Source organism: Elioraea rosea (genome assembly GCF_007644105.1).
Taxonomy (GTDB): domain Bacteria; phylum Pseudomonadota; class Alphaproteobacteria; order Acetobacterales; family Acetobacteraceae; genus Elioraea_A; species Elioraea_A rosea.
The window spans coordinates 61,275-83,448 of the sequence record NZ_VFAC01000012.1 but is presented as its reverse complement, the minus strand read 5'-3'; the positions used below and the strand labels follow the sequence as shown (position 1 = coordinate 83,448).

The 22,174-nt window shown below is 70.7% G+C and carries 22 protein-coding genes; 9 read left to right on the top strand and 13 right to left on the bottom strand.

Translation table 11 applies throughout. The features are described 5' to 3' along the window. Position 1: 1 nt before the first annotated feature. The 3 genes from FIF60_RS10020 to FIF60_RS10010 all read right to left on the bottom strand — a co-directional run bounded on the left by FIF60_RS10020 (position 2) and on the right by FIF60_RS10010 (position 3,789). Entirely contained in the window at positions 2-1,417 is a 1,416-nt protein-coding gene (locus tag FIF60_RS10020; RefSeq protein ID WP_144185936.1) for a hypothetical protein, read from the bottom strand. A 224-nt stretch (positions 1,418-1,641) separates the two neighbouring features. After that, complete coding sequence (locus tag FIF60_RS10015; RefSeq protein WP_144185935.1) at positions 1,642-2,988, bottom strand: glutamate--cysteine ligase; 1,347 nt, start codon at positions 2,986-2,988, stop codon at positions 1,642-1,644. A gap of 60 nt (positions 2,989-3,048) precedes the next feature. Further along, positions 3,049-3,789, bottom strand: coding sequence for a 16S rRNA (uracil(1498)-N(3))-methyltransferase (locus tag FIF60_RS10010; RefSeq protein WP_144185934.1), 741 nt, complete (start codon positions 3,787-3,789; stop codon positions 3,049-3,051). Positions 3,790-3,850: 61 nt separating this feature from the next. Here FIF60_RS10010 and ubiA point away from each other — a divergent pair, with 61 nt between their 5' ends. Beyond that, positions 3,851-4,765, top strand: a complete 915-nt coding sequence (gene ubiA, locus FIF60_RS10005) for a 4-hydroxybenzoate octaprenyltransferase (RefSeq protein WP_144185933.1) — start codon at positions 3,851-3,853, stop codon at positions 4,763-4,765. Continuing rightward, complete coding sequence (locus FIF60_RS10000) at positions 4,762-5,427, top strand: class I SAM-dependent methyltransferase (protein ID WP_144185932.1); 666 nt, start codon at positions 4,762-4,764, stop codon at positions 5,425-5,427. Before ubiA ends, FIF60_RS10000 begins: the two co-directional genes overlap by 4 nt. Here FIF60_RS10000 and FIF60_RS09995 read toward each other — a convergent pair. The 3 genes from FIF60_RS09995 to pdxH all read right to left on the bottom strand — a co-directional run bounded on the left by FIF60_RS09995 (position 5,405) and on the right by pdxH (position 8,429). Continuing rightward, positions 5,405-6,280 (bottom strand): universal stress protein, encoded by an 876-nt coding sequence (locus FIF60_RS09995; protein ID WP_144185931.1) that lies wholly within the window; start codon positions 6,278-6,280, stop codon positions 5,405-5,407. The genes FIF60_RS10000 and FIF60_RS09995 overlap by 23 nt on opposite strands. Before the next feature lie 65 nt (positions 6,281-6,345). After that, on the bottom strand, positions 6,346-7,830 hold the full coding sequence (locus FIF60_RS09990; RefSeq protein ID WP_144185930.1) for a bifunctional aminoglycoside phosphotransferase/ATP-binding protein: 1,485 nt from the start codon (positions 7,828-7,830) through the stop codon (positions 6,346-6,348). Then, a complete protein-coding gene (gene pdxH / locus FIF60_RS09985; RefSeq protein ID WP_239451577.1) occupies positions 7,827-8,429 on the bottom strand; it encodes a pyridoxamine 5'-phosphate oxidase in 603 nt (200 codons plus the stop codon). Before pdxH ends, FIF60_RS09990 begins: the two co-directional genes overlap by 4 nt. Positions 8,430-8,563: 134 nt before the next feature. Here pdxH and fabI point away from each other — a divergent pair, with 134 nt between their 5' ends. From fabI to FIF60_RS09965, 4 genes are all read left to right on the top strand, one after another. Continuing rightward, positions 8,564-9,409: an enoyl-ACP reductase FabI gene (gene fabI / locus FIF60_RS09980; protein WP_144185928.1), complete on the top strand. Its 846-nt coding sequence runs from the start codon at positions 8,564-8,566 to the stop codon at positions 9,407-9,409. 5 nt (positions 9,410-9,414) lie between these two features. Continuing rightward, the gene (gene aroC, locus FIF60_RS09975) at positions 9,415-10,518 is read left to right on the top strand and encodes a chorismate synthase (protein WP_144185927.1); all 1,104 of its coding nucleotides are present in this window, start codon (positions 9,415-9,417) and stop codon (positions 10,516-10,518) included. 105 nt (positions 10,519-10,623) lie between these two features. Next, positions 10,624-11,823: a hypothetical protein gene (locus tag FIF60_RS09970; protein ID WP_144185926.1), complete on the top strand. Its 1,200-nt coding sequence runs from the start codon at positions 10,624-10,626 to the stop codon at positions 11,821-11,823. A 136-nt stretch (positions 11,824-11,959) separates the two neighbouring features. Next, on the top strand, positions 11,960-12,127 hold the full coding sequence (locus FIF60_RS09965; RefSeq protein ID WP_144185925.1) for a peptide chain release factor 1: 168 nt from the start codon (positions 11,960-11,962) through the stop codon (positions 12,125-12,127). On the opposite strand, the gene FIF60_RS09960 is transcribed toward FIF60_RS09965, so the two are convergent. From FIF60_RS09960 to FIF60_RS09940, 5 genes are read right to left on the bottom strand one after another with little or no spacing between them, the layout of a single operon-like run. Further along, positions 12,128-12,865, bottom strand: coding sequence for a TlyA family RNA methyltransferase (locus FIF60_RS09960; protein ID WP_144185924.1), 738 nt, complete (start codon positions 12,863-12,865; stop codon positions 12,128-12,130). Next, positions 12,862-13,998: a mandelate racemase/muconate lactonizing enzyme family protein gene (locus FIF60_RS09955; protein ID WP_144185923.1), complete on the bottom strand. Its 1,137-nt coding sequence runs from the start codon at positions 13,996-13,998 to the stop codon at positions 12,862-12,864. Before FIF60_RS09955 ends, FIF60_RS09960 begins: the two co-directional genes overlap by 4 nt. Continuing rightward, entirely contained in the window at positions 13,998-15,959 is a 1,962-nt protein-coding gene (dxs, locus tag FIF60_RS09950; protein WP_456305146.1) for a 1-deoxy-D-xylulose-5-phosphate synthase, read from the bottom strand. The genes FIF60_RS09955 and dxs overlap by 1 nt, the downstream gene beginning before the upstream one ends. 20 nt (positions 15,960-15,979) lie before the next feature. Beyond that, positions 15,980-16,885 (bottom strand): polyprenyl synthetase family protein, encoded by a 906-nt coding sequence (locus FIF60_RS09945; RefSeq protein ID WP_144185921.1) that lies wholly within the window; start codon positions 16,883-16,885, stop codon positions 15,980-15,982. Continuing rightward, positions 16,885-17,178 (bottom strand): exodeoxyribonuclease VII small subunit, encoded by a 294-nt coding sequence (locus FIF60_RS09940; RefSeq protein WP_144185920.1) that lies wholly within the window; start codon positions 17,176-17,178, stop codon positions 16,885-16,887. Before FIF60_RS09940 ends, FIF60_RS09945 begins: the two co-directional genes overlap by 1 nt. A 136-nt stretch (positions 17,179-17,314) precedes the next feature. Here FIF60_RS09940 and FIF60_RS09935 point away from each other — a divergent pair, with 136 nt between their 5' ends. From FIF60_RS09935 to FIF60_RS09925, 3 genes are read left to right on the top strand one after another with little or no spacing between them, the layout of a single operon-like run. Continuing rightward, positions 17,315-17,848, top strand: coding sequence for a cytochrome P460 family protein (locus FIF60_RS09935; protein WP_144185919.1), 534 nt, complete (start codon positions 17,315-17,317; stop codon positions 17,846-17,848). Positions 17,849-17,895: 47 nt separating this feature from the next. Continuing rightward, the gene (gene uvrB, locus FIF60_RS09930; RefSeq protein ID WP_144185918.1) at positions 17,896-20,067 is read left to right on the top strand and encodes an excinuclease ABC subunit UvrB; all 2,172 of its coding nucleotides are present in this window, start codon (positions 17,896-17,898) and stop codon (positions 20,065-20,067) included. A 21-nt stretch (positions 20,068-20,088) separates the two neighbouring features. After that, on the top strand, positions 20,089-20,922 hold the full coding sequence (locus tag FIF60_RS09925; protein WP_144185917.1) for a class I SAM-dependent methyltransferase: 834 nt from the start codon (positions 20,089-20,091) through the stop codon (positions 20,920-20,922). 22 nt (positions 20,923-20,944) lie between these two features. Here FIF60_RS09925 and FIF60_RS09920 read toward each other — a convergent pair whose 3' ends face one another. Both FIF60_RS09920 and FIF60_RS09915 read right to left on the bottom strand, forming a co-directional pair. Then, complete coding sequence (locus tag FIF60_RS09920) at positions 20,945-21,877, bottom strand: histone deacetylase family protein (protein WP_144185916.1); 933 nt, start codon at positions 21,875-21,877, stop codon at positions 20,945-20,947. Between the two features lie 7 nt (positions 21,878-21,884). Beyond that, positions 21,885-22,133 carry a sulfurtransferase TusA family protein gene (locus FIF60_RS09915; protein ID WP_144185915.1) on the bottom strand — a complete coding sequence of 83 codons (249 nt, stop codon included), beginning with the start codon at positions 22,131-22,133 and terminating at the stop codon, positions 21,885-21,887. Positions 22,134-22,174 lie beyond the last annotated feature (41 nt).

Here is a 22,174-nt window from a genome sequence, read left to right as displayed (position 1 = left end):
GCTACTTCGATCGCCTGAACACGGTCGGGCCGCCGGCGAGGGTGCGACCCTCGCGCGTGAGCACCATCGACTGCCCGTTGATGGACACGACCACGCGGCCGTCGTCCTCCTCGGTGTAGGTGCCTGCCGCTGTCTGACCGTTTCCCTGCTTGAGGAAGACGCGCGTGCGGTCGACAAACTCGAGCGAGAACCCCGCCGGGCTGTCATAGACGCGGCCGCGCAGGCTGCCGCGTTCGGCGCGGTTCACGGCGGCGAGGATCGCGGCGCGGCGCTCGCGATCCGCCTCGATCAGCTTTGCCTTCTGCTCGCCTGCGCTGTCGGGGATGCGGGCGATGGCCGGCATCAGCGTGCCGTCGATCAGGTCGAGGCTTTCCTGAGTCTCAGGAAGGGCGGAGAGTTTCGGCCTCAGATCGGCAAGCAGGGCCGCGCCGGCCTTCTGCCGCTGCGCCGCAGCCGCCTCCGTGACCTTCGCCGCACCAGCGCGTGGCAGCATCACCAGGAGGCGTTCGTCGGTGCGCTGGTCGATCAGCCGGAAGGCCTCCTCGTTCGCGGGCAGCGCTGCGATCGAGGCGGCAAGGTCATCGGCGATGCTCGCACCCATCTCGGCCCTGCGCGCGGCGATCGCTCGGTCGATGGCGGCGTAGTCCTCCGCGCCCAGCGCCTCGCCATGCTCGCGGCGAAGAGCAAGCGGCATCGCCGTCAGCCGCTGGAGGGAGGCAACGCTGGTCGGCATCTCGGCGAAGGAGGCGACGATGCTGTCGCGTACGCCGCCGCGGATCGTGCCGAGCCGGGCGGAGGCAATCTCACGGACGGCACCTGCCGCCTCGGCCTCGGGCAGGTCGCGCAGCGCCGCCATCAACGCGCGCGCCTCGGCCTGCTCCTGCCCCTGAAGTCCGCCTGTTGCGCGGTTCGCCTCGTTGAACGCCCTGCGGTCGCGCCCGAGATCCGCGAGAGCGGCGTAGAAGGCCAGCAGCGAAGTCGACGGTGCGGCGCTCTCGAGCGATGAGAGCCGCGCCGGCACCTCCGCCCGCGCCTCGGCCAGCGCCTGGAGATAGCGCGCCACATTGTTCTGCGCGTAGCCGCGCATGGCGCTCACGTCGTTCCGCTCGGCCAGCCTATTGGCCCGGCGAAGCGCCTGCTCGCACCTGCGCAGCGCCTCGGCGGCCTCCTTCGCCTCCTCGACGCTCCATTCGAGCACCGGCTTGCCGAACGTGTCCGCCGTCGCCGGTGCGGCGAAGCCGGGCGGGAACCAATAGCGCGTTCCGAACTGGTTCGGCTTCCATTGCGCGCCGCGCTCGTAGCTCGATGCCCAGCTGGCGAGGGCATCGCAATCGGGGATGCGCAAGGTGGCCGCGGCCGGCCCAGCAAAGGCGCCGACTAGGGCAATGGCGAGAAAGCCTGACGCCGCACGGTTCATCGTGAATGCTCCCGGCGATGGCACGGCGTACGGCGCCTTGCGCACCGGCCGGGAACGCCGTGAGGACACGGAAACGTTCCGGGCTAGAGACGGACTAACCCGGCCGCATGCGGCACGCCCGGCGCATGCCGCGGCTGCAAGGCCCTCCCAGACCCTGCCACGGCCGATCCTAAGTTCGCTTGGCTGACCTGTCGAGACGGCGCGGAAGCGTTACAAAAGCGCAGTCACAGCGCGCCTTCAGCGAAGATGCGCGAGACGTCGCCACCCCAGGCGGTCTCGTACCGCTCGAGCCAGCGATCAGCGAGCGTGCGGCCTGTCTCCACGATCTCTTCGAGCGGCGCGAGGTAGACCTCCTCGCCCATGGCGCGAGCGGAAAGGCCGCGCTTCGCGATCGACACTACCTCGCGCGCGAGCGACCGCACCGTGCCGTCGCACCACGGCGCCGCAAGCCCGAGCCGCGGCACGTCGCGGTGCAGCGCCTGGTAGTCGCCGCAGGGATGGTCAGTCACGAGAGCGAGCGCCTCGGCCTGCGCGCCCTTGTCGTACAGAAGTCCCGTCCACAGCGCCGGTAGCGCCATGAGCATCCCGGGCGGGCCCGAATCGGCGCCGCGCATCTCGAGGTAGCGCTTGAGCCGCACCTCGGTGAAGGCGGTGGTGATGTGGTCGGCGAAGTCGCCCACCGTCGGCCGCTCGCCAGGCATGCCTGGCAGCCTGCCCTCCATGAACTCGCGGAACGACTGGCCGGCGACGTCGATGTACTGCCCGTCGCGCATCACGAAGTACATCGGCACGTCGAGCAGGTACTCGACCCAGCGCTCGTAGCCGAAGCCCTTATCGAACACGAAGGAGGGAATGCCGCAACGGTCCGGGTCCGTATCGGTCCAGACATTCGCGCGGAAGCTCCTGAACCCGTTCGGCCTCCCCTCGGTGAACGGCGAGTTGGCGAACAGCGCGATCGCGACAGGCTGCAGCGCGAGCGAGATGCGGAACTTCTCGACCATGTCCGCCTCGTCGGCGAAGTCGAGGTTCACCTGCACCGTCGAGGTGCGCAGCATCATGTCGAGGCCGAGCTTGCCCTTGAGCGGCATGTAGCGGCGCATGATCGCGTAGCGGCTCTTCGGCATCCACGGCATCTCGTCGCGGCGCTTGAGCGGATGGAACCCGTGCGGCAGGAAGGCGAGGCCGAGACGCCCGCCGACACTGCGGCAGGCGTCGAGATGTTCGTCGAGCTCGGCCTTCGTGGCATGTAGGTCAGCCATCGGCGCGCCGGAGAGCTCGAACTGCCCGCCGGGCTCGAGCGAGACATTGCCGCGCCCCCGCTTCAGGCCGATCACGTTGCCCTTGTCCGTCACCGGCTCCCAGCCGGTCGCGGCGATTCCCTCGAGCAGGGAGCGGATGCCGGCCTCGCCCTGGTACGGCGGGGGAGACAGGTCGTCCTTCCGGAACACGATCTTCTCGTGCTCGGTGCCGATGCGCCAGGCATCGCGCGGCTTGGCGCCGCCGGCGATGTGCTCGACCATCTGGCGGAACGACGTGATCGGCGTGGCATCGCCTTCGGATGGTCCCGACATGATGGTCTCGCGTTCTTGTGTCGAAGGATGGGGCGGGCGCCGGGCAGCCGGCAGGATGCGTCAGACGAAATGGGGATTGCGCCAGTCCCCCGCCAGGGCCTGGAGAACGGCGAGGGTGGAAAGCGCAGCCGTCTCGGCCCGCAGGATGCGCGGGCCAAGGCTGGCGGGGCGACAGAAAGCGAGTTTGCCGAATGCGTCAAGTTCGGCAGGCGAGAACCCGCCCTCCGGCCCGACCAGCACCGCCCAGGGCCCGCGCGGCGCGTCGGCGAGGACGGTCGGGATGGGCGGGGAGGCGCCCGATTCGTCGGCCAGAAGCAGGAGCCGCGCGGCCTCCCAGGAGGCAAGAAGGGTTCGGAGCGCCACGGGCTCGCCGATCTCCGGCACGTCGAGCCTGCGGCACTGCTCCGCCGCCTCGGCGGCGATCGCGGCAAGGCGCGGCACGTTGGTGCGGTGCACGGCGCTCCGCTCGCTCGTCACCGGCTGGATCCGCGAGACGCCAAGCTCGGTCGCCTTCTCCACGGTCCATTCCAGCGTCTCGCGCTTGAGAACCGGCGCGAGCAGCCAGAGATCAGGCGAGGGAGCCTGCGCGCGCGTCCGCGCACCGACGGCGAGCGTCGCGCGGCCCTTGCCAAGCGCGGCGATCGTCGCCTGCCACTCGCCGTCGCGCCCGTTGAACAGGCGCACGCCGTCGCCGACGCCGCGGCGCATCACCGCGCCGAGGTAATGCGCCTGCTGCGCCGGAAGCGTGACCATGGCGCCCTCGTGCAGCGGTTCGGTCACGTAGAGGCGGATCGTGCTCATGGGCAGAGGCTATGTGGCCCTCGGTTGCGTTGCTCTCCGATGCGGCCAGACTATAGGGACGATGCACACCGCCCAACCCAGCCCCGCCTCCGACATCCGCGCCGACGGGCTTGTCGCGCGCCTGCCCGCGGGCATCCGCCCCTACGCCCTGCTCGCACGGCTCGACAGGCCGATCGGCACCTGGCTCCTGTTCCTTCCCGGGCTCTGGGGCCTCGCGCTCGGCGGCGCGCCGTGGCCCGACCCGTGGCTCGTCGGGCTGTTCGGCATCGGCGCGGTGGTGATGCGCGGCGCGGGCTGCGTCGTGAACGATCTCTGGGACCGCGACATCGACCGCCGCGTCGCCCGTACCGCCGGCCGCCCGCTCGCCTCCGGCCTCCTCTCTGTGCGCCAGGCGCTCGCCTTCCTGCTTCTGCTTCTGCTGATCGGTCTCGCGATCCTCCTGCAGCTCTCCCTCGCAGCGATCCTGCTCGGCGTCGCCTCGCTGGTCCCGATCGCGATCTACCCCGGCATGAAGCGCATCACCTGGTGGCCGCAGGCCTTCCTCGGCGTCACCTTCAACTGGGGCGTGCCGATGGGCTATGCGGCGGCGACGGGAACGCTCGCGCCCGAGGCGTTCGTGCTCTACGCGGCGGCGTTCTTCTGGACGCTCGGCTACGACACGATCTACGCCCACCAGGACCGCGAGGACGACGCGCTCGTTGGCGTTCACTCGACGGCGCGGCTGTTCGGCGAGGCGACGCGGCCGTTCCTTGCGGCCTGCTATGCAGCGACGGTCCTGCTCGCCGCTCTTGCCGGCACGATGGCGGGGCTCGGCGCGGCCTTCTACGCCGTCCTCGGCATTGCCGCGGCGATGCTTGCCTGGCAGGTCGCGACGCTCGCGATCGACGATGCGGCGCGCTGCGGCAGGCTGTTCCGCGCGAACCGCGATGTCGGCCTCGTCGTCGCCGCGGCGATCGTCGCCGGCCGGGTTCTGTGACCGAGGCGGAGCGCGAGGCCTTCGTCCTCGGCCAGACCGCGCCGGCCGCACCGCCTCTCGTTCCCGAGGTCACGCTCCATCTTGCCTCCGCCATCACGCCGATCTGGGAGGCGACGGAGGTCTCGCTCGCCCGCTCGGGTGTCGAGCCGCCCTACTGGGCCTTCGCCTGGCCAGGCGGGCAGGCGCTCGCGCGCTTCGTGCTCGACGATCCGGCCTTGGTGCGAGACAGGCGCGTGCTCGATTTCGCCGCTGGCTGCGGGCTCGCCGCGATCGCCGCGGCGAAGGCGGGGGCGGCGCACGTGCTTGCCGCCGAGCTCGACCCGCTTGCCGCGACCGCGGCGCGTCTGAACGCGGCAGCCAATGGCGTTGCGATCGAGACGGAGGCTTCGAATCTTCTTGCCGCACCGCCTTCGGGGTGGGACGTCATCCTCGCCGGCGATGTCTGCTACGAGGCGCGGATGACGGCGCGCGTCGTGCCCTGGCTCCGCCAGGCGGCCGATGCCGGCACGCTCGTGCTGCTCGCCGATCCGGGCCGCGCCTACCTGCCGCGGGGCGGCATAGAGGCGGTTGCCGCCTACGACGTTCCGGTGACCCGCGAGCTCGAGGATCGGGAGCTGAGGCGCACGGTCATCTACCGCCTCAGCGGCACATCAGGAGCGTGATGCCTGCGTGCTCGAGCACGTGGCGCGTCACGCCGCCGAGGATGAGCTGACGCAGCCGGGAGTGGCTGTAGGCGCCCATCACCTGGAGGTCGGCGCCGAACTCTGCCGAGGCCGCGAGCAGGCCAGCGCCGACGGAGTTGTTCAGCGGCTTGAACTGCGCGCTGTCTGCCTTGATGCCGTGCCAGGCAAGGTAGTCGAGCAGCCCCATCGCCTCCGGCCCGCGGCGCTGGTACTCGTCGGCGTAGAGCACGCGGACGGCCTCTGCGCGCTCGAGCCAGGGCAGCGCGCCGGCGACGGCGGCGGCGGATTCGGCGGTGCCGTTCCAGGCGACGCAGACGCGCGTGCCGAGCGTCGCCGGCACCTTCTTCGGCGTCACCATCACCGGCCGGCCGCTGTCGAACAGGACCGCGTGCAGCGCGTCGGAGGTCGAGACGTCGTCGCCCGCTTCCGGGTGGGCGATGACGACGATGTCGGAGAGCCGCGCCTGCTGCGCGACGATGTCCTCCTCCCGGCCGATGATCGACCCGAAGCTCGCCGTCACCCGCCCGGCCTTGAACGCGTCGGTCGGGTCGGAGACGGCGGGGATCTCGTGCTCGGCGATGTAGCGGGCGAACATCGCGTGCACGCCCTTGGCGCGCTCGCTGCTCTCGCGCTCGGTCGCGCTCATCATCTCCTCGATCATCGCGCCCGAGAGGCCTTCGCCGGCAAGCGGGGCGACGTCGCGCGGATCGATCCGGACATGCAGGCCATGCACATGCGCCTGCCAGATCCGTGCTGCCATGAAGGCGGTGGCGAGCGCGGCCTCGCCGGCCTCGGTGCCGATCACGGGAACCAGCAGCTTGCGGTACGCCATGGGAGCCCCCCTGTCTGTCGAACGGACCCTGTCGAACGGACCCTGTCGAGCCGGATCAGAGCCTATCACTTGCCCGTGGCGGCATTCACCACCGCTTCGGCGCGTGCCGCAAGCCCTTCCGATGCGGCATCGAGCCTCGTCCAGCCGATCCCGCCGGTCTCGCGGGCGGCAGCCTGCCTGACGACGGCGGCATCGGCGTCCGACGCGTCGCCCCGCCGCGCGGCCAGCCTGGCCTCGAGGACGGCAAGCGGCGCCTCGAGCCAGATGCCTGCGAAGGGCACGGCGGCGCGGCGCGCGACCTGTTCGATCCCGTCTCGTTCCTTTTGCGCAAGAAAAACCCCGTCGACGATCGCCGCATGGCCGTGCGCGAGCGCCGCGGCCGCAGCCTCCTCGAGCGCCGCATACACCGCCGCGGACGCCTCGCGCGTATAGGAGGACGCCGGCAGCCGCTCCTCCGGCGCGACGCCTGCGAGGCGCTTGCGCGTCTCGTCGCTCCGCAGCACGAGCGCGCCTGGCGAGGGGCCGAGCGCGGGGGCGATCGCGCGGGCGAGCGTCGTCTTTCCCGTTCCCTGCAAGCCCCCGATGGCGACGAGGCGCGGCTTCGCGGGGCGGAGATAGGCCCCCGCCGCGCCGAGAAGCGCCTCGCCGCGCGCGGCCTCGCCCATCCGCGCCGTGACATGGGCGCGCACCATCGCGCGGGTCGAGAGGTAGAGCGGGAGCGCGCCGAGGAGGGCGACGTCGCTGGTGCGCGCGACGTAGCGCGACAGCACGCGGTTGGCCGCTGCCCGGCCGCTGCGCTGCTCGAGGTCCATCAGCAGGAAGGCGAGGTCGTAGCCCGTATCGATCGTCGCCAGCGCCTCGTCGAACTCCAGCGCGTCGAAGGGAACCGGGCGGCCCTGCCAGAGGCAGAGGTTGCCGAGATGGAGATCGCCATGCGCGCGGCGGACGAAGCCACCCTTCGCGCGCGCGGCGAGATGGCCGGCGAGCCGCGCGATCCCGGCTTCCGCCGCCTCGCGCCATGTCCCGACACGCGCGACGGGCAGCCCCGCCTCGCGCGCGGCGACCGCGTTGCCCTGCACCACGCGGCGCATCGCCTCGGCAAGGTCGACCCCGGCGACGGGAGGCAGCGCTTGATGGAACGCGGCGACGGAATCGCCAAGGGCATCGAGGAGCGACGGCGTGAGCCCGCCGCGCTCGGCCACGCGGTCGAGGAAGTCATCCTCCGGCACCCGCGCCATGCGCAGCACCCAGTCGACCACCTCTCCCTCGCCGCCTAGGGCGAGCTGGCCATCCCGTCGGACGATCGGCACCACGTCGCGGTAGAGGCCCGGTGCCGCGGGGGCGTTGAGCGCGAGCTCGCGCCGGCAGAAGCGCTCGCGGGCAGCCAGCGTCGTGAAGTCGAGGAAGGAGAGGCGTACGGCCTTCTTGAGCTTCCACGCCTCGTCGCGCCCGAGGAAGACCAGGCTGATATGCGTCTCGACCGGCGGCCGGCCGGCGAGGGAGGCGAGGAAGGCGACGACCTCGTCCCGGCCGCCGCGCGCGCCGCTCACGGGTAGAGAAGCTCCGTCCTCCACGGCGCGTCCGGCCCCTCCCGCAGGAACACGAGCCGCTCGTGCAGCCGGAACGGCATGTCGCGCCAGAACTCGATGCGCGCGGGCACGAGCCGGAAGCCCGACCAGAAGGGCGGGCGTGGGATGTCGCCAACGGCGTACTTGAGACCGAACTCGGCAACCCGCTTCTCGAGCGCGTAGCGGCTCTCGAGGGGGCGGGACTGCTTCGAGGCCCAGGCGCCGATTCGCGAGCCCCGCGCGCGCGAGGCGTAGTAGGCATCCGCCTCCTCCGCCGACACGTTCTCGACCTGGCCCTCGACGCGCACGGACCGGGTGAGCGACTTCCAGTGGAAGCAGAGCGCGGCGTGCGGGTTGGTGGCGAGCTCTCCGCCCTTGCGGCTTTCGAGGTTGGTGTAGAACACGAAGCCCCGGGCATCGACGCCCTTCAGCAGCACCATCCGCGCCGAGGGGCGGCCGTCGGGCGTGGCGGTGGCGAGGCACACGGCGTTCGGGTCGTTCGGCTCCTTCTCCGCCGCATCGGCCATCCAGGCCTCGAAGCGGGCGATCGGGTCTTCGGTGGTGGCGGCCGTGTCGGGCATGCTTGGTTCCTGCTCTTTCCGCCGCGCACTTTGGCGCAGGTCCGGCCCCTGTCCAGTGCCGCGGTTGCGAAGACCCTTGCCGCCGCGCGCAGGCAGTGCCACCAAGGGCCGAGCCATTTGACGGGATCTGAGGCATGAACGACAGCCGGGCGGCGGAAACCACCTCCGCGACGCCAACCGGAACCCTGATGCGCGGCCGTCGCGGCCTCATCATGGGCGTGGCGAATGACCGCTCGATCGCATGGGGAATCGCCGCCGCCTGCGCCGCGCAGGGGGCCGAGCTCGCCTTCACCTACCAGGGCGAGGCGCTGCAGAAGCGCGTCGAGCCGCTTGCCGCCTCGGTCGGCTCGAGCCTCGTCGTACCCTGCGACGTGACCGACGAAGCCTCGATGGACGAGACCTTCAAGGCGGTCGCCCAGGCCTGGGGCAGCCTCGACTTCCTCGTCCACGCGATCGCCTGGTCGGACAAGGACGAGCTGAAGGGACGGTACCTGAACACGAGCCGGGACAATTTCCTGCGCTCGATGGACATCTCCTGCTTCAGCTTCACCGCCGTGGCGCAGCGCGCGGTGCCGCTGATGAAGCCCGGCGCGGCGCTGCTGACGCTGACCTATCTCGGGGCCGAGCGGGTGACGCCGCACTACAACGTCATGGGCGTTGCCAAGGCGGCGCTCGAGGCCTCCGTGCGCTACCTCGCCGCCGATCTCGGCCCCGACGGCATTCGCGTCAACGCCATCTCCGCCGGGCCGATCAAGACGCTGGCGGCCTCGGGCATCGGCGATTTCCGCTACATCCTGAAGTGGAACCAGTACAACGCGCCGCTGAAGCGGAACGTCACGATCGAGGATGTCGGCGGGGCCGGCGTGTACCTGCTGTCCGACCTCGCCTCGGGTGTGACCGGCGAGGTGCACCACGTCGATTGCGGCTACCACGTCGTCGGCATGAAGGCGGTCGACGCGCCCGACATCTCGACGGTCTGAGCGCCTTGGCCTCCAACACCTTCGGCACGCTGTTCCGGTTCACGAGCTTCGGCGAGAGCCACGGGCCGGCGATCGGCTGCGTGGTCGACGGCATCCCGCCGCGCATCCCGCTCACCGAGGCCGACATCCAGCCCTGGCTCGACCGCCGCCGGCCGGGGCAGTCGAAGTTCACCACCCAGCGCCAGGAACCCGACCAGGTGCGCATCCTCTCCGGCACCTTCGAGGGGATGACGACCGGACACCCGGTGATGCTGCTGATCGAGAATGTCGACCAGCGCAGCAAGGACTACGGCGAGATCAAGGACCGGTTCCGTCCCGGCCATGCCGACCTGACCTACCACCTCAAGTACGGCATCCGCGACTACCGCGGCGGAGGCCGCTCCTCGGCCCGCGAGACGGCGGTGCGCGTCGCCGCAGGCGCCATCGCGCGCAAGATCCTGGGCGACGGCGTGACGATCCGCGGCGCGCTCGTCCAGATCGGCACGGAGAGGATCGACCGCGACGCGTGGGAGTGGGACGCCGTCACCGACAACCCGTTCTTCTGCCCCGACCGCCAGGCCGCGCAGCGCTGGGAAGGGTATCTCTCCGACATCCGCAAGCGCGGCTCCTCCGTCGGCGCCGTCATCGAGGTCGTCGCCGAAGGCGCCCCGCCCGGCCTCGGCGAGCCGGTCTACGGCAAGCTCGACGCCGAGCTCGCCTCCGCCATGATGGGCATCAACGCCGTCAAGGGCGTCGAGATCGGCGAGGGCTTCGCCGCCGCCGCGCTCACCGGCGAGGAGAACGCCGACGAGATGCGCATGGAGGGCGCGCGCGTGCGCTTCCTCGCAAACCACGCGGGCGGCATTCTCGGCGGCATCTCCACCGGCCAGCCCGTCGTCGTCCGCTTCGCGGTGAAGCCGACCTCCTCGATCCTCACCCCGGTGAAGGGCGTCGATGCGCATGGCAGCGACGTCGATGTCGTCACCAAGGGGCGGCACGACCCCTGCGTCGGCATTCGCGCCGTGCCTGTGGGCGAGGCGATGATGGCCTGCGTGCTGGCTGACCAGCTCCTCCGCCGCCGCGCGCTGACGCCCGATGCGCCGGACGCACCGCTGCTGCCCAGGCCGTGACCGCCCGCTCACGGGAGTTTGATTAAGCGCCCCGGTGCACCGCGGCCATTGTGCGCGCGGGGAAGTGCTTGGCCTTTGCTGTCACGTGCGGGCCAGGATCAAACCATGAAGCGAACAATCGAGCGGTCAGCCGCACCGGCCAACGAAGCCGGTCGCGTGCGGGGTTTCATCGCCCTTGCCGGGCGTGCGGCGTGGCGTGCGCGCGCCGAGGAACTGCGCGCACGCGCCACCTCGCAGCGCATCGCCGGTCGCGTGATTGCCGAGCGGCACGCCATCGAGCTCGCGATCGACCGTCTCGCCACCGCTGCGCCGCGCAACCGCGCCGAGCGCGCGATCGCCACGCTCGCCGCCTCCGCCGTCGCGACCGCGCGCAGCCTCTCGGCTGACGGACGTGCGCGCCTCGAAGCGATGCTCGCCACCGCGCTCACCGGCGAGAACACGCTTGTCCCGCTGTTCCACCTGTTGCGACTGGCTGCCCTGCACCGCGCCCGCGGATTCTCCGTGCGCTTCTCCGGCCTCGAGGACGAAACGGCACATGACCTGCTCATCGAGCGCGACGGGGCGGAGGCGGAGATCGTCTCGGCGGTGATCTCTGCCGACGAAGGGCGCTGGGTTCACCGGGGCGACTGGTTCGGCCTGATCGACCGGATCAACCCCGACCTCGAGCGCTGGCTCGCCTCGCATCCCGGCCGCTACCTGCTCAAGCTCACCCTTCCCGAGGGACTCTCCGGACCCGAGGGCCAGTCTGCGGTGCAGCAGCGCATCGCGGCGCTGCTCGCAGAGGACAGGCGGACCGACCATTCCGAGGCGGCCATCCTCCGCCTCGACCCGCTTCTCATCGCGCAGACCCAGGCCGGCACCACGCCGCTGATGGATCGGCTGAAGGCGCAGTTCGGGCCCGAGGCGCATTTCGCGGTGATGGGCGGGGAGCGCTCGGTGTTCGTCATGGCCGCGCGGGCGGGCCGCGAGAATGAGGTCGCCGCCGTGCTCGGCCGGCGGCTGGCGGAGCTTCCCGCGCGGCTCTCCGGCGCCCGGCCGGGCATCCTCGCCGTCTTCATCGAGGACACCGACCGGACGGAGTGGCGCGGCCTGCGCGAGCGGCTCGAGATCGAGGGGGCGGCGCGGAACTTCCTCACCGTTCCCGAGGCGCGGCCCGTCGTGGCCGTGACCTGCGCGAGCCGGTTCGAGCTCCTCGACAGCCCGGCGCCGGATGCCGCGGAAGGGGGCGAGTTGCGGTTCCGCAATGCCGCTCATCCGCGCGCGAAGGATGCCGCGCTCGCGCCGGCGGTGCTGAACGAGGTCTGACGCCCCCGGTGCGTTGTGGGGGGCGTGGCGAGAGCCACCGAGCGTCCACGCCCCCATCCTTCCACCACCCGGTCGCTTTCCGGTCACCTTTTCCGGTGCACACTTCCCCATCGCTTCTGCGACGGAGCCTGTGACGATGGACGACACGGCGGAGTTCGGCGACGAGAGCTACGAGGCCGCGCAGGCCGAGCTCGACCGGCTGCTCAACGACCCCGAGGTGCGCTTTGACCCCAAGCGCGTCTGGGCGCTCCTCGCCGCCCTGACGGAGCACGACGTTCCGGCAGCGCCACCGGCGGCGGAGTAGCTACCGCTCCCGCCTGGCGGCGATCAGGAACTCGCGGTTTCCCTCAGGGCCCGTGATCGGGCTCTCGGTGACGCCGAGGACGCGCCAGCCGGGCAGGGCGCCCAGCCACGCCTCGATGCGCGCGATGACGGCGCGGTGCTGCCCGGCCTCGCGCACCACCCCGCCCTTGCCGACCGCGCCCGGCCCGACCTCGAACTGAGGCTTGATCAGTGCGACGAGCCACGCGCCCGGCGCGCACAGCGCCATGGGGGAGGGCAGCACGACCTGGAGCCCGATGAACGAGGCGTCGCACACCAGCGCGCCGATCGGCTCGGGCACCTGATCGGCCGTGAGGAACCGCGCGTTGGTCTTCTCGTGCACGACGACGCGCGGGTCGGAGCGCAGCTTCCACGCGAGCTGCCCGTGCCCGACATCGACGGCATGGACGCGCTCGGCCGCGCTCGCGAGCAGCACGTCGGTGAAGCCACCCGTGGATGCGCCGATGTCGAGGCAGACGAGCCCTTTCGGAGAGAGTCCGAAATGGGCGAGCGCGTGGGCCAGCTTCACGCCGCCGCGGCTCACCCAGGGGTGGTCCTGCCCGCGCACCTCGAGCGCGGCGTCCTCGGCCATCGGCTGGCCTGGCTTGTCGAGCCGCTTCTCTCCGGAGAAGACCTTCCCGGCCATGACGAGGGCCTGCGCCTTCGCCCGGCTCTCGACGAGCCCGCGATCGAGCAGCAGTTGATCGAGCCGGCGCTTCACACGCGCCAGTGTGCCAAGGCGGCCCGGTCCGGCGCCACCCCCAGACCGGGGGCGTCCGGGATCGCGACCGTCCCATGCTCGAGCGCGACGGGTGGCGTCAACGCGTCGCGGATCGGGTGGGGCGAGCGGTCGAGCTCAAGCATCGGCGGGGTGGGGAACAGGCCCGGCGGGTTGTCTGGGATCACCGCGATCAGGTGAAGCGAGGCGGCGAGCGCGATGCCCGTGCCCCAGACATGCGGGTTGGTGCGAAGCCCGAAGGCGGTCGCCATGTCGGCGATCTTCTTGGCCTCGGAGAGGCCGCCGCAGGCGGCGACATCCGGCTGAAGGATGTCGGCCGCGCGGCGGGCGATCATCTCGCGGAAGCCCCAGCGGGTGAACGTGGCCTCGCCTCCAGCGACCGGGATGGGCTGGCGCAGCTTCACCTCGCAATACCCGTCTATGTCCTCTGGCGGCACGGGTTCCTCGAACCAGAGGATGTCCTGATCGGCCACGGCATTGCCGTAGCGGATGGCACCGGCCGCGTCGTAGGCGTGGTTGCAGTCCACCGGCATGAGGATGTCGGGGCCGAGATGGCGGCGCATCGCGCGGGTGAGTGCGATGTCCTCGGCGAGGCCCCAGCCGGTCTTGAGCTTGATCGCGCCGAAGCCTTCGGCGAGGCGGAGATCGGCCTCCTCCTTCAGGTACTGCTCATGGTCGTCGCGTTCGCGCCGGTAGAAGCCGGTGGCATAGGCGCGGACGGAACTGCGGAGCGGGCCACCCATCAGCCGGTGGATCGGCAGCCCCGCCACCTGGCCGCGAATGTCCCAGAGCGCGATGTCGATCGCGCTCAGCGCCTCGATGGCGAGGCCCCTCTGCCCATGGTCGCGCAGCCTGTTGTAGAGGGCCTGCCAGATCGCCTCGCCTGCGAGCGCATCGGCGCCAACCAGAAGCGGGGCGAACCACGCGACGATGGGTGCGGTCAACGCGGGCGGACCGAAGGCCTCGCCCCAGCCGACGATGCCGTCCTCCGTCTCGATCTCGACGAGCATCGCGCCGCGCTCGCGGTACCAGGCCTGGCTGTAGGCGAAGGGCTCCGGCAGCGCCGCCATCAGGACATGGGGCGTGACGCGGCGGATCGCCGCCCTCTGCGCCATCAGGCGCGGGACGGCAGTGCTTCGTCTCCTTCCGCCTCGCCGGCGCCGAGGGCGCCGAGCGCTGCGTTGACCATGTGCCGGGCGGTGAGGCCTGCCTGGTCGTACTGCTTCTCGGGCTTGTCGTGGTCGATGTAGCGGTCCGGCAGAACGAGGGGGCGGAACTTCACCCCGCCATCGAGCAGCCCGGCATGCGCGAGGTCGTGCATCACGAAGCTGCCGAACCCGCCGACGGAGCCTTCCTCGATCGTGAGCATCACCGCGTGGTTGCGGGCGAGGTTGCGCACCAGGTCGGTGTCGAGCGGCTTGGCGAAGCGGGCATCGGCCACGGTGGTGGAAAAGCCGCGCGCGGCGAGCGCATCGGCCGCGCGAAGCGCCTCGGCGAGCCGCGTGCCGTAGGAGAGGATGGCGATCGAGGAGCCTTCGCGCAGCACGCGCCCTTTGCCGATGGGAAGGACCGTTCCCTTGGCCTCGCGTGCAACGCCCATGCCTTCGCCGCGCGGATAGCGCAGCGCGATCGGGCCGCCGTCATGCGCCGCGGCGGTCGCCACCATGTGCGACAGCTCCGCTTCGTCGGAAGCGGCCATCAGCACCATGTTCGGCAGGCAGCCGAGATAGGCGATGTCGAAGCTTCCCGCATGCGTCGCGCCGTCGGCGCCAACGAGCCCGGCCCGGTCCATCGCGAACCGCACGGGGAGGTTCTGGATGGCGACGTCGTGCACCACCTGGTCGTAGGCGCGCTGCAGGAAGGTCGAGTAGATCGCGACGAACGGCTTGAAGCCCTCCGTCGCGAGGCCTGCGGCGAAGGTCACCGCATGCTGCTCGGCGATGCCGACGTCGTAGCACCGGTCGGGGAAGCGCTTCGCGAAGGCGTCGAGTCCCGTCCCTGCCGGCATGGCGGCAGTGACGGCCACGATCCGGTCGTCCTTCTCGGCTTCGGCGATCAGGCTCTCGGCGAAGACCTTGGTGTACGTCGGCGGCCCGGGCGGGGCCTTGGCCTGCTCGCCGGTGACGACGTTGAACTTGGAGACGCCGTGGTACTTGTCGGCCGATTCCTCGGCCGGCGCGTAGCCCTTGCCCTTCTTGGTCACGACATGCAGAAGCCACGGGCCCTCGCGATCGCTGTCGCGGATGTGGCGCATGACGGGCAGCAGGTGGTCGAGGTTGTGCCCGTCGATCGGGCCCACGTAGTAGAAGCCGAGTTCCTCGAACAGCGTGCCGCCTGTGAGCAGGCCGCGGGCGTATTCCTCGGCCCGGCGAGCCGCGCGCTCCATCGGCGCCGGCAGGCGCTTGGTCACCTGGGCCGCGAGCTGTCGGAGGTTCACGTAGCTTCGCGAGGAGAAGAGCCGGGACAGGTAGGCGCTCATCGCGCCCACGGGCGGCGCGATCGACATGTCGTTGTCGTTCAGGATGACGATGAGGTTCGACTTCATCGCCCCGGCGTTGTTCATGGCCTCGTAGGCCATGCCGGCGCTCATCGCCCCGTCGCCGATCACGCAGACGACGTGGTTCTTCTCGCCCTTCAGGTCGCGCCCCACCGCCATGCCGAGCCCGGCGGAGATGGAGGTGGAGGAGTGGGCGGCGCCGAACGGGTCGTACTCGCTTTCCGACCGGCGGGTGAAGCCCGAGAGCCCCCCGCCCTGGCGGAGGGTTCGGATCCGGTCGCGCCGTCCGGTCAGGATCTTGTGGGGGTAGGCCTGGTGGCCGACGTCCCAGATCAGCCGGTCGTCCGGCGTGTCGAACACTGCATGGACGGCGACGGTGAGCTCGATCACCCCGAGCGAGGCGCCGAGATGCCCGCCGGTGATCGAGACGGCCTCGATCGTTTCCTGGCGGAGCTCGTCGGCGAGCTGGCCGAGCTGGCTGGCTGAGAAGTTGCGAAGGTCGGCCGGAATGCGGACCCGGTCGAGCATCGGCTTGGGCGCTGACTGATGTGTCATGGCTGCTTGACGCTCATGTGTCATGGACGGTTTACAGTGCCCCACTACATCCGTCTTGTCACGACAAACGCTACGAGATCGCGCAACGAATCTGCAGAGGGCCCGAACGGGTCGAGATGGCCGATCGCCTGCTCGGCCAGCATCCGCGCCTGCGACCTTGCCCGCTCGAGCCCCAGAAGAGCCACCAGCGTGGCCTTTCCGGCGGCGGCATCCTTCTTCGGCGTCTTGCCGATTTCCTCCGGCGTGCCCGTCTCATCCAAGATGTCATCTGCGATCTGGAAGGCAAGGCCGAGGTCGCGCCCATAGCCCGCAAGGGCGTGCCGGAGTGGGGCTGCCGCCTTTCCGAGGATCGCGCCGGCCTCGCAGCACCAGGTCATCAGCCGGGCCGTCTTCAGCATCTGGAGGCGGGTGACCTCGGCCTCGGTCAAGGCATGCGCCTCGGCCATCAGATCGATCATCTGCCCGCCCGCCATGCCGCGGGCGCCTGCCGCCTGGCCAAGCGAGGAGATCAGCTCGCAGCGAACAGCAGGGTCGGAATGGGTGTCTGGCTCGGCGAGGATCTCGAAGGCGCGGGCCTGCAGCGCGTCGCCTGCGAGGATGGCCGTCGCCTCGTCGAAGGCCTTGTGGCAGGAGAGCTTGCCGCGTCGGAGATCGTCATCGTCCATCGCCGGCAGGTCGTCGTGCACGAGGGAATAGGCGTGCAGCATCTCGACCGAGGCGGCCACGCGGTCGGCCGAGCGGGGGGCGACGTTGAACAGCCCGGCAGACTGCATCACCAGGAAAGCGCGAAGCCGCTTGCCGCCGCCGAGGCAGGCATAGCGCATGGCCTCGTAGAGGCGGCTCTGCGCCTCCTCGCCCTGGGGCAGGAGCCTGTCGAGCGCTGCCTCCGCCCGGTCCGCAGCCTCGGCGAGCGCGGGGGCGAGCCGCCCGTCAACGACCGTAAGCGCCATCAGGCCTCGCCCGAGTCGAAGGGGGTGGTTCCCGTTGCCGCCCCGCCGCGCGCGACGATGGCCTGCACCTTGGCCTCGGCCTCGGCGAGCTTGTCCTCGCAGTGCTTGCGGAGCGCCGCGCCACGCTCATAGGCAGCGATCGCGTCCTCGAGCCTTCCCTGGCCGCCCTCGAGCTGGCGGACGATGCCTTCGAGCTCGGACAGCGCTTCCTCGAAGCTCAATCCCGCCACCTCGGGCGGCAGAGGCTTGCCGCCCTCCTCGGCCGCGCGGGGGGCGCGCCGTTGATCAGCCATTCGGATACTCCCGTCACTTGCCGGGCACTCTAGGCAAAGCACCGTGGCGCGCCAATGGCAGCAGGAGGAGGGGAGGCTTGCCCTCGCCGTAGGGGAGGGAGGATCATCGCTCGCCGGGTGACGCAGGGAGGCTCCGATGCAGGGTCCGTTCGTCATCGCCGCGGCGTCCATCCTCGCCGGCGCGGCGCTCGCCCAGGCGTACAGGCCGGGCCCCGAGAACATCGCCTTTCCAGCGGGGTTCGAGCGCGAGTTCATCCGCTACGCCACCGTCGACAAGCCTGACCGCAAGATCGTCCGCTTCCTCTACGTCAACCGGGAGGCCTTCGAGGCGGCACGGCAAGGCGAACCCCTGCCCTACGGCACGGTGATCGTGATGGCCGACAAGCGGGCCCGCCTCGGGGCGGACGGGACCCCGCTTCTCGACCTCGACGGTCGCATCATCACCGAGCCCGACTACACGGTGGTGGCCGTTCAGCAGAAGGAGCGGGGCTGGGGCGAGGGCTACGGGCCGGAGAAGCGCAACGGCGAGTGGGAATACGCTTCCTTCACCCCCGAGGGGCAGAGGCGGAGCGTCAGCCTTGACGGCTGCTTCTCCTGCCACCTGCAGGCCCGGAAGGCCGAGGACTACGCATTCCAGTTCTGGGACTACGTCCAGGCCCGCAGGCGGTAGTTTCCCCCTGCCCACTCACCATCTCTTGCAGAGACCGAGGAGGATGGATGACCGCCTATGCCGTGCAGGAGAGCCGCGCGCTCTTCATCCCCGAGAAGCGCGCGCCGGTGGCAGGCCGCGCCGAGTTCCGCATCGCGTCCGACTTCGCGCCGTCGGGCGACCAGCCCTCCGCGATCGCGGCGCTGACCGCGGGCGTGCAGGCGGGCGAGCAGGACCAGGTGCTGCTTGGCGTCACCGGCTCGGGCAAGACCTTCACCATGGCGCACGTGATCGCCAACACCGGGCGGCCGGCGCTGATCCTCGCGCCGAACAAGACGCTCGCCGCCCAGCTCTACGGCGAGATGAAGAGCTTCTTCCCCGACAACGCCGTCGAGTATTTCGTCTCCTACTACGACTACTACCAGCCCGAGGCGTACGTTCCGCGCACCGACACCTACATAGAGAAGGACGCGCAGATCAACGAGCAGATCGACCGGATGCGCCATGCAGCGACCCGCGCGCTGCTCGAGCGGCCCGACGTGATCATCGTCGCCTCCGTCTCCTGCATCTACGGCATCGGCTCGGTCGAGACCTACAGCCAGATGGTGGTGAAGCTCACCGTCGGCGAGACGGTGGCGCGCGAGAGATTGCTCAAGGCGCTGGTCGAACTCCAGTACCGCCGCAACGACGCCGCCTTCCAGCGTGGCAGCTTCCGCGTGCGCGGCGACGGCATCGAGATCTTCCCCGCCCACTACGAGGACCGCGCCTGGCGCATCTCGCTGTTCGGCGACGAGGTCGAGAGCATCGTCGAGTTCGACCCGCTGACGGGCGAGAAATCGGCCGCCCTCGAGAGCATCGCGGTCTACGCCAACAGCCACTACGTCACCCCGCGGCCGACCTTGCAGCAGGCGGCGGTCCGCATTCGTGCAGAGCTGAAGGAGCGGCTCGAGGAGCTCCGCGCGCAGGGCAAGCTTCTGGAGGCCGAGCGGCTCGAGCAGCGCACGCAGTTCGACCTCGAGATGATGGAGACCACCGGCTCCTGCCGCGGCATCGAGAACTACAGCCGCTACCTCTCCGGGCGGAACCCCGGCGAGCCGCCGCCGACGTTGTTCGAGTACCTTCCCTCCAACGCGCTTCTGTTCGTCGATGAGAGCCACGTGACGGTACCGCAGGTGGGCGGAATGTTCCGCGGCGACTTCAACCGCAAGCAGGTTCTCTCGGAGTTCGGTTTCCGCCTTCCCTCCTGCACAGACAACCGCCCGCTGAAGTTCGAGGAGTGGGACGCGATGCGGCCGCAGAGCGTGTTCGTCTCGGCAACCCCCGGGCCGTGGGAGATGGAGCGCACGGGCGGCGTGTTCGTCGAGCAGGTGATCCGCCCGACGGGGCTGGTCGATCCGATCACCATCATCCGCCCGGTCGAGATGCAGGTCGACGACCTGCTTGCCGAGATCCGCGACGTCACCGCGAAGGGCATGCGCACGCTGGTGACGGTGCTGACCAAGAAGATGGCCGAGCATCTCGCCGAGTATCTCGGCGATGCCGGCATCCGCGTCCGCTACCTCCATTCCGACATCGACACGCTCGAGCGGATCGAGATCATCCGTGACCTCCGGCTCGGCGCGTTCGACGTTCTCGTCGGCATCAACCTGCTGCGCGAGGGGCTCGACATTCCCGAGTGCGGGCTCGTCGCCATCCTCGACGCCGACCGTGAGGGCTTCCTTCGCTCAACCACCTCGCTGATCCAGACGATCGGCCGCGCGGCGCGCAACGTCGACGGCCGCGTGATCCTCTACGCCGACACGATGACCGACAGCCTCAAGCGCGCGCTCGAGGAAACCGAGCGGCGCCGCAACAAGCAGATCGCCTGGAACGAGGCGCACGGCATCACGCCCGCATCGGTGAAGAAGCAGATTGCCGACATCGTCTCCTCCGTGTTCGAGCAGGACTATGTGACGGTCGCGCCCGTGGAGGGTGGCGGCCCGGCGGAGCTTGTCGGCAAGGACCTGCGCAAGACGATCGCCACCCTCGAGAAGGAGATGCGCGAGGCCGCGGCGAACCTCGAATTCGAGACGGCCGCGCGGCTGCGCGACGAGATCAGGCGCCTCGAGGCGAAGGAACTCGGACTCGACGCGCCAGGGATGCCCCGGCGCCAGGCCGAGGAGTGGAAGCCCAAGCCGATGGGCCCTGGCGGCGGCGGGTACGATCCGAAGAAGCGCGGCCGCGGTCGCCCGAGACGCTGACCGAAGCCCGGAGGTGCGTCCGTGGAGCACGATTGGCGGGCGCTGAACCGCGCCAACTGGGAGGAGCGGACGGGCGTCCATCTCGGCCCGGGTGGCTACGACCTCTCATCGCATCGCGCGGGGCGTGGCGCGCTCGACGCCATCGTGGAGGCGGAACTCGGGCCGGTCGAAGGCCTTCGCGTGCTGCACCTCCAGTGCCACATCGGACACGACAGCATCGCCCTCGCCCAGCGCGGCGCGGCGGAGGTGGTGGGCGTCGATTTCAGCCCCGCGGCGATCGCGGCTGCCCGCTCGCTGGCCGACGAGGTGGGTGCGGCGAACGCGCGCTTCGTCGAGGCGGAGGTGTACGGCGCCCCCGAGGCGCTGGCGGGCGAGGCGGCAGCATTCGATCTCGTCTTCACCACCTGGGGCACGATCGGCTGGCTTCCCGACATCACGCGGTGGGCCGCGGTGGTCGCGCATTTCCTCAAGCCCGGCGGGTCGCTCTACTTCGCCGACGGCCACCCGGCGGCGCTGGTATTCGACGACGCCGTGCCCGGCACGACACCCGCGCTTCCCGGCCCGCTCGTACCGTATTTCGAGCGCGCGCCGCGCCTCTTCGACGACCCGACCGACTATGCCGACCCGGACGCGAGGCTCGCGAACAGCCGCACGGTGAGCTGGCTTCACCCGATCGGCGACGTGCTCGCGGCACTCTCCGCCGCAGGGCTTCGGCTCGACTGGCTGCACGAGCACCCAGCCGTCACGTGGCAGATGTTCCGCTCGCTCGTTCCCCGCGAGGGCGGGCTCTGGACCTGGCCCGCGGAGCAATGGTTGCCGCTGGCCCTCTCGCTCCAGGCGACGCGGCCGGAGTGATGGCCGCGCGGGTGTCGCGACGCTAGACCCGCATCAACGCCCGCACATGCGCCGCGGCCGAGGCCGCGAGGCCCTCGAGGTCGTAGCCGCCCTCGAGAAGGCTCACGAGCTTTCCGCCGCACGCGCGCTCCGCCAGCGCGACGAGCTCGTGGCTCAGCCAGGAGAAATCAGCGGTCGTGACGGTGAGCGAGGCGAGCGGGTCGCGGCGGTGGGCGTCGAAACCGGCGGAGACGATCAGCAGGTCGGGCCCGAACGCCTCCACGGCGGGGATGATCTCGTCTCCCCAGGCGGCACGGAATTCCGGCCCGCCTGACATCGAGCGCAGCGCGACATTCAGCACGTTGTTCGCCACGCCCCGCTCGCTCGGGTCCCCCGTGCCGGGGTAGAGCGGCATCTCGTGGCTCGAGGCGTAGAAGAAGCCAGGGTCGCTCTCGAGGATGGCCTGCGTGCCATTGCCGTGATGGACGTCGAAGTCGACCACCGCGACGCGCGCCGCCCCCCACTTCGCCCGCGCGTGGTGGGCTGCGACGGCGGCGTTGGAGAACAGGCAGAAGCCCATCGGCCTTCCCGCCTCGGCGTGGTGGCCAGGCGGGCGCGTCGCGCAGAAGGCGTTGTGCGCCCAGCCCTCCATCACCGCATCCACGGCCGCAACCGCTGCGCCGGCCGAGCGCAGGGCGGCCGCTCGGCTGCCGTGGCTCATCACCGTGTCGCCGTCGAGCATCACGCGCTCGTCCGGCTCCGGCACGATCGAGAGGATGCCCTCGACATAGGCGCGGGGGTGGGCGCGCGCGAGCGTCTCGACACTCACCTCGGGCGCCTCCTCGCGCAGAAGCATCGCGAACTCCTCCGCCTCCAGCGCGGCGAGCACGGCCCTGATCCGGTCGGCCCGCTCGGGATGGCCGGGGCCGGTGTCGTGGCCGAGGCAGGCGGGGTGGGAGAAGAGAACTGTGCTCATCGCCCGATCATTCGGCCTTCGCGGGCTGGTCGACCTTGCGCTGGATCACGAAGGAATAGGTGCCGCGATCCTCGCTGAACGCCACGAGAGCGTGGCCTGTCTGCTGGCAATAGGCCTGGAAATCCCTCACCGAGGCAGGGTCTGTCGCGAGCACGCGAAGCCTCGCGCCTGCGGCCATCGTCCGGAGAGCCTTGTTGGCGCGCAGCACGGGAAGGGGGCAGCTGAGGCCCTTGAGGTCGAGCACGGTCTCGGTCATCCGCCCATGCTGCGCGGGGGGCGCGGATTGAGCAAGCGGGC